At 41.5% G+C, this 13,588-nt stretch carries 9 protein-coding genes; 3 read left to right on the top strand and 6 right to left on the bottom strand.

The genetic code is table 11. From position 1 onward, the window contains the following. Positions 1-27: 27 nt before the first annotated feature. The gene (gene pbp1b / locus GMD4S_RS02550) at positions 28-2,535 is read right to left on the bottom strand and encodes a penicillin-binding protein PBP1B (protein ID WP_000664444.1); all 2,508 of its coding nucleotides are present in this window, start codon (positions 2,533-2,535) and stop codon (positions 28-30) included. A 140-nt stretch (positions 2,536-2,675) separates the two neighbouring features. Between pbp1b and tyrS the strand changes: the two genes are divergently transcribed. Next, positions 2,676-3,932 carry a tyrosine--tRNA ligase gene (gene tyrS, locus GMD4S_RS02545; RefSeq protein ID WP_000546903.1) on the top strand — a complete coding sequence of 419 codons (1,257 nt, stop codon included), beginning with the start codon at positions 2,676-2,678 and terminating at the stop codon, positions 3,930-3,932. Between the two features lie 77 nt (positions 3,933-4,009). On the opposite strand, the gene GMD4S_RS02540 is transcribed toward tyrS, so the two are convergent. Both GMD4S_RS02540 and GMD4S_RS02535 read right to left on the bottom strand, forming a co-directional pair. Next, positions 4,010-6,070, bottom strand: a complete 2,061-nt coding sequence (locus tag GMD4S_RS02540) for a heavy metal translocating P-type ATPase (RefSeq protein ID WP_000008775.1) — start codon at positions 6,068-6,070, stop codon at positions 4,010-4,012. Between the two features lies 1 nt (position 6,071). Continuing rightward, the gene (locus GMD4S_RS02535; protein WP_000910910.1) at positions 6,072-6,350 is read right to left on the bottom strand and encodes a DUF6110 family protein; all 279 of its coding nucleotides are present in this window, start codon (positions 6,348-6,350) and stop codon (positions 6,072-6,074) included. A gap of 151 nt (positions 6,351-6,501) precedes the next feature. Here GMD4S_RS02535 and GMD4S_RS02530 point away from each other — a divergent pair, with 151 nt between their 5' ends. Further along, positions 6,502-7,350, top strand: a complete 849-nt coding sequence (locus tag GMD4S_RS02530; protein ID WP_001095535.1) for a putative RNA methyltransferase — start codon at positions 6,502-6,504, stop codon at positions 7,348-7,350. Positions 7,351-7,460: 110 nt separating this feature from the next. On the opposite strand, the gene GMD4S_RS13720 is transcribed toward GMD4S_RS02530, so the two are convergent. From GMD4S_RS13720 to malQ, 3 genes are all read right to left on the bottom strand, one after another. Then, on the bottom strand, positions 7,461-7,667 hold the full coding sequence (locus tag GMD4S_RS13720; protein WP_009013759.1) for a hypothetical protein: 207 nt from the start codon (positions 7,665-7,667) through the stop codon (positions 7,461-7,463). Positions 7,668-7,917: 250 nt separating this feature from the next. Continuing rightward, on the bottom strand, positions 7,918-10,176 hold the full coding sequence (glgP, locus tag GMD4S_RS02520; RefSeq protein ID WP_000937158.1) for a glycogen/starch/alpha-glucan family phosphorylase: 2,259 nt from the start codon (positions 10,174-10,176) through the stop codon (positions 7,918-7,920). A gap of 24 nt (positions 10,177-10,200) precedes the next feature. Beyond that, positions 10,201-11,718 carry a 4-alpha-glucanotransferase gene (gene malQ / locus GMD4S_RS02515; RefSeq protein ID WP_000747317.1) on the bottom strand — a complete coding sequence of 506 codons (1,518 nt, stop codon included), beginning with the start codon at positions 11,716-11,718 and terminating at the stop codon, positions 10,201-10,203. Between the two features lie 474 nt (positions 11,719-12,192). Here malQ and GMD4S_RS02510 point away from each other — a divergent pair, with 474 nt between their 5' ends. Continuing rightward, positions 12,193-13,464, top strand: coding sequence for an extracellular solute-binding protein (locus tag GMD4S_RS02510; protein WP_000095461.1), 1,272 nt, complete (start codon positions 12,193-12,195; stop codon positions 13,462-13,464). Positions 13,465-13,588: the final 124 nt, after the last annotated feature.

The following is a 13,588-nucleotide window of genomic DNA, read 5'->3' as shown; positions in this document are numbered from 1 at the left end:
AATTACTAACCTTGCTACTACTCTTTCCTAACGATTAAATAGACGTGAACGTCCTGAAGAACCACTTTGAGTATTGCCACTCGAACTTGAACTTCCAGAGCTACTGCTTGAACTTGAGCTTGGAGGAGTCACTGCTGGAATGCTTCCTAGAATATTCTTCCATGCGTTCAGATAATCTGCATCGCTTCCTCCAATAGCAAAGCGATAGGTGGTCACTGGCGCGCCTTCTTTAGTCGCCCAGTAGCTCGTTACTGTTGATCCAGAAACTTCTATTTCTTTTCCATTGATGGAAACCTTGCCTGGTTTTTGTCCTGTAGATCGGAGAACTTGCGACTTGGTCACACTTGGATCCAGATTAAAGCGTTCATTCCCCCATATTCCAGGTTCAGCTTGCTGAATGGCATTGACCAAGTGGGCCATATAGTTGGCATTGCGGTAGTGACCTGCTCCTTTGGCTAGTGGTCGGTTGTCGTCGTGACCTAACCAGCCACCCAAAGTCAAGCGAGGTGTAGAAAGCATGAGCCACATATTTTCATCTTCATTGGTCGTACCAGTTTTTCCGATCCAGTCAGCACGAGCGAGGGATGGATTGATAGTCGTCAAGTCCGTCTGGAAACTCGAGGTAATCCGAGACGAGATAACATCCCGAAGGAGACTTTGCATAATGGTTGCTGTCGCTTTTGAATAAACTTGGACAGGCTCATCCTTGTGCTCGTATACCAATCGGCCATCCGTTGACTCGATCTTCGCGATCATATGTTTCTTATGGTAAACTCCATTGTTGGCCAGAGTTTGATACCCGTTGGTATGCTGGGCAACTGTAACGTCAATCCCCCCACCCATCGGTAAACTTTCAATACCATATTCTGGGATTTCGTAACCCATTTTTTCCATATAGCCTTTGACATCAACACCCTTCTCTCGAAGCGTACGATACGTCCAGTAGGCTGGGATATTCCATGAGTAGTTAAGGGCTTCTCCCAATGTCATCATGCCCGTACCAGGACTATTGACATACATGATGGGATTCCCATTTGAGAAGTTGGTAGGATAGTTTGACAAGATACTTGCACTTCCCATCAAACCTTGGTCAATAGCGATACCATAGGCCAATATAGGTTTTGTGGTTGAAGCTGGAGAACGCTTGGTATCAATAGCGTGATTGTTCTGATTTTCTTGATAATTACGACCACCAACAAATCCAAGGATAGCTCCCGTTTGGTTGTCCATGAGGACATTCCCCACCTCAGGCTGGCCTGTCGAATCATCTAGCAAATAGCCGTAGGTCGCAACCGCATTTTGCATCGCAGCATGAACATTTTTATTGATAGTTGTCGTAATCTTATATCCACCATTTTCAATTTCCTTAGCGGCTAGATCACGATAGGATTTCTGAATGGACTCATTCTTTAATTCTTGCGCAGAAACATTATCTCGTTGGACGAGGTAGTCGTACATGCGATCAGTAGCTTCTGCCAAGGTTGCATAGTAGAGATAGTCACGCGAAGTACCGCTAACACTACCTGATGGTAGGAAATCTTTCTTAAAGTCATAATCTTTGTACTTATCGTAGTCTTCCTGACTTAGAGCCCCTGTCCGGTACATATTGTAGAGGACATCCTTGGCACGCTTAATTCCCAAAGCCATGTCCTCATCACTCTTCATACTACCATCAGATTCATAAGGAGAATAACTGATTGGACTCTGTGGCAACCCTGCGATAAAGGCAGCTTGAGGGATCGTTAAATCCGAAGCATTGACCCCAAAGATTCCTTCTGCAGCCTGCTGGGCACCTGCAATATTTTGACCTTTATGATTGCGACCAAAAGGAGCTATGTTAAGGTAGGTTGTCAAAATCTCATCCTTACCCATAGCCCGTTCTAAAGCTAGAGCATCAATAATCTCTTTAGCCTTACGAGCTAGAGTTGGAGCATCCCCCACCACTTGCTGCTTGATGACCTGCTGGGTCAAGGTCGAACCACCACTAGACGAGCCTAGACCGACAAAGGTTCCCAAGGTCGCACGAATAACGGCCTTAGGCACAACTCCCTTGTGCTCATTGAAATGCTCGTCCTCTGTCGCAACAATGGCTTTCTTAAGGTTGTCTGAGATAGCATCTGAAGCGACTGAAGTGCGCAATAAATCGCCCTCGATCGAGGCAATGGTACTGCCGTCAGAATAAGTGATTTCTGAGATGGAGGCAATATCCTTCACTTGCTTGACCAACTCTTCTGCTTGAGGGACCTGGGCCTTGTCAAATAGAGCGACTCCATAACCCATAGCTACACCAGCGCCAAACAGTCCACCGATAAAGCCTAGGATAAAGAGAGTGTTAAAAACTATTTTAAACCCACTCAAAACTTTAGCAAAAATAGACCCAGCCTTTCTAACTTTGTCAGAAGAGGCCCCCTTTTTACCGGTTTTCTTATTAGCCAGTTTTTCTGCTAGTCTTTTCTTCCATTTTACAATTCGTTGCATTAGCTGCTGGAAAAAATGCAGCATTTTTGTTTTTAATTCATTAATTCTTTCTTTCATGAATGTCCTCGCTTTCTCTATTATACCATAAAAGGGAAACTTTCAATAAAATAGCCACTTTCTTCCCTATTCCACTAGGCTATTAATCAAGTTTGTGATACAATAGGTAGAAACAATATTTTATAAAGGAGAAAAGACACATGCACATTTTTGATGAGCTAAAAGAGCGTGGTTTGATTTTTCAAACGACTGATGAAGAAGCTTTGCGTAAAGCCCTAGAAGAAGGTCAAGTCTCTTATTATACTGGCTACGATCCAACTGCTGACAGCCTTCACCTAGGTCACCTTGTCGCAATCTTGACAAGTCGTCGTTTGCAACTAGCAGGTCACAAACCTTATGCGCTCGTTGGCGGTGCTACAGGTCTCATCGGAGATCCGTCCTTCAAAGATGCTGAGCGTAGTCTCCAAACAAAAGACACAGTAGAGGGCTGGGTCAAGTCTATCCAAGGACAACTTTCTCGTTTTCTTGACTTTGAAAATGGGGAAAATAAAGCTGTCATGGTCAACAACTACGACTGGTTTGGCAGCATCAGCTTCATTGACTTCCTCCGTGACGTCGGAAAATACTTCACTGTCAACTACATGATGAGTAAGGAGTCTGTGAAGAAACGGATCGAGACAGGGATTTCTTACACTGAGTTTGCTTACCAAATCATGCAAGGTTACGACTTCTTTGTCCTTAACCAAGAGCACAACGTAACCCTACAAATCGGTGGTTCTGACCAGTGGGGAAATATGACAGCTGGTACCGAATTGCTTCGTCGTAAGGCTGACAAGACTGGTCACGTGATCACTGTTCCACTCATCACAGACGCAACTGGTAAGAAATTTGGTAAATCAGAAGGAAACGCAGTTTGGCTTAACCCTGAAAAGACTTCTCCATACGAAATGTACCAATTCTGGATGAATGTCATGGATGCCGACGCTGTTCGTTTCTTAAAAATCTTTACCTTCTTGTCACTGGACGAGATTGAAGACATCCGCAAAGAGTTTGAAGCGGCTCCACACGAACGCTTGGCACAAAAAGTCCTCGCTCGTGAAGTCGTGACTCTTGTTCACGGAGAAGAAGCTTACAAAGAAGCCCTTAACATCACTGAGCAACTCTTTGCCGGAAACATCAAAAACCTTTCTGTCAAAGAACTCAAACAAGGACTTCGTGGAGTGCCAAACTACCAAGTAAAAGCAGACGAAAACCACAATATCGTGGAACTCCTCGTGTCATCTGGTGTGGTGAATTCAAAACGCCAAGCCCGTGAAGACGTCCAAAACGGAGCTATCTACGTCAACGGCGACCGTATCCAAGACCTTGACTATGTCTTGAGTGACGCAGATAAGTTAGAAAACGAACTCACTGTTATCCGCCGCGGGAAGAAGAAATACTTTGTGTTGACTTACTAAATTGTTAAACATTTACCTATAAACAAAGGAGTTACCCTCGAGAAAGGTAACTCCTTTTTGCTGTGAATAGTCCCCACCTATCCCTTAATAGACAGGCTACGCAGGACTATGCGTAAGGTTGTTAGATTATGTAGGATAGAGAGGTTTGAAGGACTGAGCCAATTAAACAAGCCAAAGCCAATCAAACTACTATTTACGACAACGGTATCTTGAATATTCTTCTTGATGAGTGTTTGCAAAGATGATGATAGCCAATCCAACTCTTGGAAGAAATCCAAACGATTATCTAACAATAAGATATCGCTCATCTGCTTAGAAATATCTGCACTCTCATTCATCACCACACCGATATCTGATAGGGTTAGAGCCGCTGAGTCATTCAATCCATCTCCAACCATCAAAATCGTGTGACCTGCTTTCTGCAGTTCCTCTACTAACTCAAATTTCCCATCAGGTTTCAAGTCTGTATAGACCTGATCAAAGGGCAAATCTTTGACTAATTCCTCTGTCCTAACCAAGGTGTCCCCTGTTGCCAGAATCAATTTTTTCCCTTGTGCCTTAAGTTTCTCCAAGGCTGCTTTTGCTTCTTTTCTCAAAGGAGTATGAATGCAGAACATTCCAATCAATTCATTCTGATAAGCCAAGAATAAGAGATTGTAGTGACTCTTGTACTCTTCAATTAAAGCATTTTGTTCTGAACTGATATGAATCTGCTCATCCTGCATCAAGACATAATTCCCAATAAGAACTGGTTGGCCATCTATATGAGATTTGATCCCCTTGCTTGCAATATATTGGAGTTTCCCATGCATTTCCTCATGTTCAATTCCCTCTATCTCAGCTTGCTTGACGATGGCATTAGCAATAGGATGATAAATGTGTTCCTCAAGACAGGCACTGATTCTGAGAATATCTTCCTCACTATAGTCCCCAAAAGGTAACACCTTTTCAACTATAGGATAACTAGTTGTGATTGTTCCCGTCTTATCAAACAAGAAAGTATCAACTTCCAGATATTTCTCCAGAACATCCCCATCCTTAATCACCATTTCACGGTTCAACCCCTCCTTGATAGCTGTCAAATAAGCTACAGGAGTAGAGATTTTCAAAGCGCAGGAGAAATCGACTAATAGGAAAGAAATAGCCTTAGAAAAAGAACCTGTTAATAGGTAAGTTAGCCCAGCCCCCAAGAAATTATATTTGACGACCTTATCCGCCATCTTGATGAAATAGCGTTGTTTCGTTTTCTTGTTTTCTTCAGATTTCTTCATTAACTCAATCAGTTGTAAAATCCGGCTGTTCATCTGATTATCGGTTACACGAATGCGTAACTCTCCAGTTTCTAATACTGTATTTGCACAAACCAAATCAGACTCTCTTTTTTCAACTGGAAAACTCTCTCCCGTCAAGGAACTTTCGTTGACCATACCTAAACCTGAAACTACTTGTCCATCAAACAGAATTTCATTTCCTTGAGATAGGACCAAGACATCTCCTATTTGAACATCGGAACTCTTGATACTAACAACCGTATCGCCCTGTACTAAGAATACGTCGCTCTCTTTTGCAAGAAGGCTTTGTTCTAAATCTGTTGCAGTTTTTTTCAAAGACCACTGATCTAAATGATTCCCCAAATCAAGCATAAACATGATATTGCTAGCTGTCTTGGATTGGTTCATAAACAAGGACAATAAAATCGCCGAACAGTCCAAGACTTCCATCGTTAGTTCCTTACGCGCTAGTGTTTGATAGGCTTCTCTAATATAACCCAAAGCCTGATAACAAGTCCATATATAGCGAATAGGATACGGCACAAAACTACGAAAAAGTACACGCTTAATCGCTGCACCTGAAACAATAGAATAAGCACTCTCTTCTCTACGAATGGGAAGAGTCATCAACTCAGAAACTTTCCCTTTATCAATTCTTTTTAAAAAGGCTTCTGCATTATCTAATACAGAAAAGCCTTCTTTTATGCGTAGAGTAAAGTGCTGTTGATCCATGTAAAACTGGATAGACTCAATCCCCTTTTCATCTCTCGCCAAGGAACGAAGATAGTCTTGAATATCCAAGGTGAGTGAAAAAGAAGATGATAGTCGGATATGTTGGTATCCTCTATGTAGCACTTTAAAAGACATATTATTCTCCTATAAGGCTATCTAATTGCTCTTCTTTTTTCTCTTGCTCGTACAAATATTTGGCATCTTGCAAGACATCGTCTCCATGTTGTTTCACAACAGAAACAGATGCATCTAGCCCGTCTTTCAACTTGTAAGCCTTAGCCAAAGCTTTAGAATAACCTTTTTTAGCTTCCTTACTTGCCAAGATTTTCAAACCAAGGGTACCAAATGCGACACCACCCAAAAAGAGTGATGATTTTTTCGCAACTTTTGCAACGGTTAATACTTCTTTTAACATACTTATTTCCTCCTTATCATTATTATATAGAAATTTAGATATAAAAGCAATTTTATTCTATAAATTGGAGAATTAGTTTTATTTCTACTGAATCTCCCATCTACTTATTTCTAAAGTTGCTTTCATTTGCCTCTTTTGATACACTTAAACTATGAATACAAACCTCAAACCCAAACTTCAGCGTTTTGCTTCTGCGACTGCCTTTTCCTGCCCTATCTGCCAAGAAAATCTGGCCTTGGTAGAGTCTAGCCTCAAGTGTAGCAACCGCCATTCTTTTGATCTGGCAAAATTCGGCTATGTCAACTTGGCTCCGCAAATCAAGCAATCTGCCAACTACGACAAGGAAAACTTCCAAAACCGCCAGCAAATTCTTGAAGCTGGTTTTTATCAGGCTATTTTAGAAGGTATCTCGGACTTACTAACAACTAATCCATCCGCAAAAACAGTCTTGGATATCGGTTGTGGCGAAGGTTTCTACTCTCGTAAACTCCAAGAAAGTCACTCTGACAAAACCTTTTACGCCTTTGATATTTCAAAAGATTCCGTTCAAATCGCTGCCAAGAGCGAACCAAACTGGGCGGTCAACTGGTTTGTCGGCGACCTGGCTCGTCTTCCTATAAAAGACGCCAGCATGGATATCCTGCTTGATATCTTCTCGCCTGCCAACTATGGGGAATTCCGTCGCGTTTTATCCAAAGACGGTATTTTGATCAAGGTCATCCCAACTGAAAATCACCTCAAAGAAATCCGTCAAATGGTGCAGGACCAGCTGACAAAGAAGGATTATTCCAACCAAGATATCAAAGAACATTTCCAGGAACATTTCAGCATCCAATCTAGTCAGATTGCTTCCTTAACAAAACCTATCTCGGCTGAGCAACGCCAAGCCCTGCTTGCCATGACGCCCTTACTCTTTCACGTTGACCATACCAAGATTGACTGGAGCCAACTGACAGAGATTACCATTGAAGCAGAGATTCTAGTTGGGAAAGTACGGTAAACAAATCTTTCAGATAAGACAAAAACCCGCACCTCTTCTTGAGGTGTGGGTTTAAATCGCGATTTTTCAACTGTCTATCCGAAAAGTGGAAAAAATTTTAACCTCTCCATTTATTTTCGATTCGAAATGACAAATTTATCAATGAATAATAAGTGAAATGAGGCAAGTGTAATCCCCAAATAGCACCCATGATAAGAGATTTCTTGATGGGTAAGTGGAAAAAGAGTACGATTCCCCATCGAGAGTGATGACAAAACCACAAATAGTATCCAAAATAAATCAGTCCATTTATATTTTGAAAAATATTTTTTCCACATAAAAACACCTTCTTTCTTCACCACAATGCTATTATAATACAAATTATAAGCGGATACAAGAAATACGAGGCCATCAACTACGAAGAATCATGAGACTGAAATACAGTAAAAAGCAGTATTTCTAAAACTTCAACGTATCTATGATTTATCTCTTTTTAGACCTGATTGGCTAAAATCCACATCATTCAAAAAAGCGAATTTCAATTGAAATTCGCTTTTTTTACAAAGTGATTAGTATAAATTTTGTATCTTAGTTCAAGTGCCAGATATCTTCGTTGTACTGAGCGATTGTACGGTCAGATGAGAAGAATCCTGCTTTGGCAATGTTAACGATGACTTTATCCAACCATGCGTCACGGTCTTCGTAGTCAGCAAGCATTTGCTCTTTGACTTTGATGTAGTCTTCCAAGTCAAGGAGAGTCATGAACCAGTCTTTGTTGATCAATTCGTTGTAAAGACGTTCCAAGCGTTCTTTCTTACCTACTGCAAGAACAGCGTCGCTCACGATGAAGTCAACCAATGGTTTGATGGCTTCACGAGCATAGAATTCGCTTGATTTGTATGCTGCTTTTGCGTAAAGGTCGATAACAGTTTCTGAATCTTCACCGAAGATGTAGATGTTTTCGTCGCCAACCAATTCAGCGATTTCCACGTTAGCTCCGTCCATAGTACCAAGAGTCAAAGCTCCGTTCAACATGAATTTCATGTTACCAGTACCTGAAGCTTCTTTAGAAGCAAGTGAGATTTGTTCTGAGATGTCACATGCTGGGATAAGGAAGCTTGCTGCAGTAACGTTGTAGTTTTCAACCATTACAACTTGCAAGTGTGGAGCTACTGCTGGATCGTTAGCAATCACTTCTGACAAGCAAAGGATCAAGTGAATGATGTCTTGAGCGATTGTGTAGGCAGGAGCTGCTTTACCACCAAAGAAGACTGTAATTGGACGAGCAGGGATGTTACCAGCCTTGATATCAAGGTATTTGTGGATGACATACAAAGCGTTCATTTGTTGGCGTTTGTACTCGTGAAGACGTTTGATTTGGATATCAAAGATAGAGTTTGTATTGATTTCCACACCTTGGTGCTCTTTCAAGTGACGAGCCAATTTACGTTTGTTGTGAGCTTTGATGCTTTCCAATTTTTCTTTGACAGCAGCCTTGTCTTCGTATGACAAGAGTTTTTCAAGTTCATCTGCTTCATGGTGCCAACCATGTCCAAGAATCTCATCCAAGTAGTGAGACAAGCTTGGGTTAGCATGCATGAGCCAACGACGGAATGTGATACCGTTTGTTTTGTTGTTGAATTTTTCTGGGTAGATGTCGTAGAAAGCTTTCAACTCTGAGTTCTTCAAGATTTCAGTGTGAAGAGCTGCAACCCCGTTTACGCTGTATCCGTAGTGGATATCCATGTGAGCCATGTGAACACGTTCGCTCTCATCGATGATTTGAACAGCTGGGTCTTTGTATTCTGCCTTCACACGACGGTCCAATTCTTCGATGATTGGTACCAAGTGAGGAACCACTTCTTCCAAGAATTCAAGAGGCCATTTTTCAAGGGCTTCAGCAAGGATTGTGTGGTTAGTGTAGGCAGTCATGCTACGTACGATTGAGATTGCTTCATCAAGCTCGATACCTCGCGCAGTCAAGAGACGGATCAATTCAGGAATCACCATTGATGGGTGAGTATCGTTGATTTGTACAACAGCGTAGTCTGCAAGGTCATGCAAGTTGCTTCCTTTTTCGATTGCTTCGTCGATGATCAATTGCGCACCGTTTGAAACCATGAAGTATTGTTGGAAGATACGGAGCAATTCACCTTGCTTGTCGCTATCGTCTGGGTAAAGGAAGAGAGTCAAGTTGCGAGCGATATCTGTCTTGTCAAAGTTGATACCATCTTCGATGATAGAAGAATCAACTGAATCCAAGTCAAACAAACGCAAGCGGTTTTTAGTAGCTGTCTTGTAACCAGGTACATCAATATCATAAAGGGTAGATGTCAATGTGAAGTGTGCAAATGGCACTTGGTAGCTACGGCTTGAGCGTACCAACCAGTTTTGCTCTGTCAACCAAGCGTTAGGAATTGTTTCTTGTTGGTTGTTTTTAAGAACTTGTTGGAAAAGACCGAAGTGGTAGTTCAATCCAACACCGTCACCATTCAAACCAAGTGTAGCGATTGAGTCGATAAAGCAGGCTGCCAAACGTCCCAAACCACCGTTACCAAGTGATGGTTCCAATTCTACTTCTTCGATTTCGATCAACTCTTTACCTGCAGCAGCAAGTTCTTTTTTCACATCGTCGTAAAGACCAAGGTTAATCAAGTTGTTTGACAAGAGTTTACCGATCAAGAACTCAGCTGAGATGTAGTAAACTTTTTTCTTACCAGTGTTGACTGGTTTTTGGCTGCTAGCAAGCTTGCTGTAGTTAAGAAGAGCAAGGTAAAGCTCTTCATTGCTACATTCTGCAATGGTTTTATTGTAACGCTTTTGTACAAATTCGTTTAATGGTAACATGTTTATGTGTCTCCTGATATTGTCTTATTTCTTTAATTCTACCAAATTTTCATTGATTCGGCGATAAATTGTAGTCAAGTCAAGCAAAGTTTCTTCAACCGCTGGTGTGAGTTGGTCTGCTGTCATACGCCATGACCAGTTTCCGCCAAGAGTAGACGGGAAGTTCATACGAGCTGACTCATCTAGTTCTAGCAAGTCTTGCATGGTTGCAATAGCCATGAAGCTAACGGATGAAAATACTGTACGAAGCATAGCGTGTGGCACTGTTTCGTATTCTTTACGGTTAGTGTAGCGAGCCATGTACTCACGTGTCGCATCATCGATTTCATTACGGTACCAACCAAGGACCGTATTGTTGTCGTGTGTTCCTGTGTACATAACAGAGTTGGCAGGTGCCAAGTGCGGGCTATCGATACTTTCATCTTCTGGGTTGAAGGCGAATTGAAGAATCTTCATTCCTGGGAAGCCAGTGCGTTCACGCAACTCGATCACTCCATCTGTCATGAAACCAAGGTCTTCTGCGATGATGTTTAGCTCACCAAGCTCTTCCTTAACGGCTGCGAAGAGTTTGTACCCTGGACCTTTCACCCATTTACCAGGTGCTGCTGTATCGGAACCAGCAGGAATTTCCCAGTAAGATTCGAAACCGCGGAAGTGGTCGATACGAACGATATCGTAGATTTTGAAGCTTTCACGCAAACGTTCAATCCACCATTTGTAACCGTCTTTGTCCATTGCTTCCCAGTCATAGATTGGGTTGCCCCAAAGCTGACCAGTTGCAGAAAACTCATCTGGTGGGCATCCTGCAATGCAAGTTGCTTTACCATTGGCATCTGTCTTGAAGAGGTGTGGATTTGCCCACATGTCGCTTGAATCTTCCGCTACGTAGATAGGCATGTCCCCAACGATTTCGATGTGGTTATCGTTAGCGTAAGCTTTCAATTTCAACCATTGTTGGAAGAAGAAGTATTGAGTCACACGGTGGTAAACCAACTTGTCTGCCAATTTCTCACGGTAGCTTTCAAGCGCTGAAGCTTTACGGGCACGAGCATCTGCATCTGGCCATTCTGTCCAAGCAAGATTGTCAAAATGCTCTTTGATCGCCATATACTCAGCAAAGAGTTCAAGCCATGATTGGTTGTCTTTAGCAAACTTCTCAAAATCTTTGACATCTCCCACTTCCAAGAAGCGTTTAACTGCTTTTTCTAAAAGCGGACGACGTGCGTAGTAAATCTTCGCATAATCAACTTCAGATGCATCGCTACCAAAGTCAACACCTTTAAGATCACTGGCTTCGAGCAAGCCTTGCTCTACCAAGATATCAAGGTCGATAAAATGCGTATTTCCAGCAAAGGCCGAGAATGATTGGTATGGAGAATCTCCATAGCTTGTTGTCCCGAGAGGGAGGATTTGCCAGTAACGTTGCTTCGTACGAACCAAGAAATCAACGAAATCATAGGCAGTTTGGCCAAATGATCCAATCCCGTATGCTCCTGGCAGAGAAGAGATGTGCATCAACACACCACTTTGACGTTTTTTCATAATAGCACCTCATGTGTTTGTTATAAAACGTTGCGCAATTAAGGCGCAAACGTTTGCGTTAATTTAAGTATAACGCATTTCAAAAACAAATGCAAGCGTTTTTAAAAAATTTTTTTGAATTATTTTAATCAAACAAAACTTGTTGCCACTGATATTTTATGAAATAAGCGAAAAAATTTTAAAGATTTTCTGATTTAAGATAATTCATTCCCAATATCTGCTCTATTTTCTGAAAAACCGAGCCGAATTTACGCAATCGTTTTCCTAATATATTTTCAATTCAAAAAAAACAAACATTTTAAGTTCTTTCCTATATATGGGCTTTAACAAATGTTTGAAACCTTAAAATTTTTTTAAAAAATTTCCTAAAAACGCTTGCAACCGTTTTCTGTTTGTGCTATACTAAGTTCGTAAAAGAAAACGTTTGCGTTTTCTCATTAAATTATTTTTGTTATTCTTTAGGAGGAATACACTATGTCATCTAAATTCATGAAGAGCGCTGCTGTGCTCGGAACTGCTACTCTTGCTAGCTTACTTTTGGTAGCTTGCGGAAGCAAAACTGCTGATAAAGCAGCTGATACTAGCTCATCTGAAGCAAAAGAAATCACTTTCTACGTTGAAGACCAATACAAAGCCTACGCTGAAAAAGTTGCTGCAGCTTATGAAAAAGAATCAGGTACAAAAGTTAACATCAAATCAGGTGACCAACTTGGTGGACTTGACAAACTTTCACTTGACAACCAATCAGGTCAAGCTGCTGACGTTATGATGGCTCCATACGACCGTGTAGGTAGCCTTGGTACTGACGGACAACTTTCAGAAGTTACTTTGAGCGACGGCGCTAAAACAGATGATAAAACTAAATCTCTTGTAACAGCTGCTGACGGTAAAGTTTACGGTGCTCCTGCCGTTATCGAGTCACTTGTTATGTACTACAACAAAGACTTGCTTAAAGAAGCTCCAAAAACTTTTGCTGAATTAGAAGAACTTGCTAAAGACAGCAAATACGCTTTCGCTGGTGAAGATGGCAAAACTACTGCATTCCTAGCTGACTGGACAAACTTCTACTACGCATACGGACTCCTTGCTGGTAACGGTGGTTACGTATTCGGACAAAACGGTAAAGACGCTAAAGACATCGGTCTTGCAAACGACGGTTCTATCACTGGTGTCAACTACGCTAAATCTTGGTATGAAAAATGGCCTAAAGGTATGCAAGATACTGAAGGTGCTGCAAACTTGATCCAAACTCAATTCCAAGAAGGTAAAACAGCTGCTATCATCGATGGACCTTGGAAAGCTCAAGCATTCAAAGATGCTAAAGTAAACTACGGTGTTGCTACTATTCCAACTCTTCCAAATGGTAAAGAATACACACCATTCGGTGGTGGTAAAGCTTGGATCATCCCATCAAGCACTAAGAACCTTGAAGCTGCACAAAAATTTGTAGACTTCCTTGTTTCAACTGAACAACAAAAAGCATTCTACGATGCAACTAACGAAATCCCAGCTAACACTGAAGCTCGTTCATACGCTGAAGGTAAAAACGATGAGTTGACAACAGCTGTTATCAAACAGTTCAAGAACGCTCAACCAATGCCAAACATTTCTCAAATGTCAGCTGTTTGGGATCCAGCTAAAACAATGCTCTTTGACGCTGTAAGTGGTAAAAAAGATGCTAAGACAGCTGCTAACGATGCTGTAACATTGATCAAAGAAACAATCAAACAAAAATTTGGTGAATAATTGAATTCGTTACAAGGGGGGAGAATACAAATCCCCCTTTGATTTTATAAATTTACGAATGATTGCAGTTGCCTATCTAGTGATTGGAGACAAACTTCAATCTCGTATCCTATGAAAGGAGTAT

It is taken from the genome of Streptococcus sp. GMD4S (genome assembly GCF_000296955.1).
This window is presented reverse-complemented; position numbering and strand designations above follow the sequence as displayed.

Coding starts and splice junctions, on each gene's coding strand:
- pbp1b (WP_000664444.1), bottom strand. CDS start 2,535: ATGAAAGAAAGAATTAATGAATTAAAAACAAAAATGCTGCATTTTTTC.
- tyrS (WP_000546903.1), top strand. CDS start 2,676: ATGCACATTTTTGATGAGCTAAAAGAGCGTGGTTTGATTTTTCAAACG.
- GMD4S_RS02540 (WP_000008775.1), bottom strand. CDS start 6,070: ATGTCTTTTAAAGTGCTACATAGAGGATACCAACATATCCGACTATCA.
- GMD4S_RS02535 (WP_000910910.1), bottom strand. CDS start 6,350: ATGTTAAAAGAAGTATTAACCGTTGCAAAAGTTGCGAAAAAATCATCA.
- GMD4S_RS02530 (WP_001095535.1), top strand. CDS start 6,502: ATGAATACAAACCTCAAACCCAAACTTCAGCGTTTTGCTTCTGCGACT.
- GMD4S_RS13720 (WP_009013759.1), bottom strand. CDS start 7,667: ATGTGGAAAAAATATTTTTCAAAATATAAATGGACTGATTTATTTTGG.
- glgP (WP_000937158.1), bottom strand. CDS start 10,176: ATGTTACCATTAAACGAATTTGTACAAAAGCGTTACAATAAAACCATT.
- malQ (WP_000747317.1), bottom strand. CDS start 11,718: ATGAAAAAACGTCAAAGTGGTGTGTTGATGCACATCTCTTCTCTGCCA.
- GMD4S_RS02510 (WP_000095461.1), top strand. CDS start 12,193: ATGTCATCTAAATTCATGAAGAGCGCTGCTGTGCTCGGAACTGCTACT.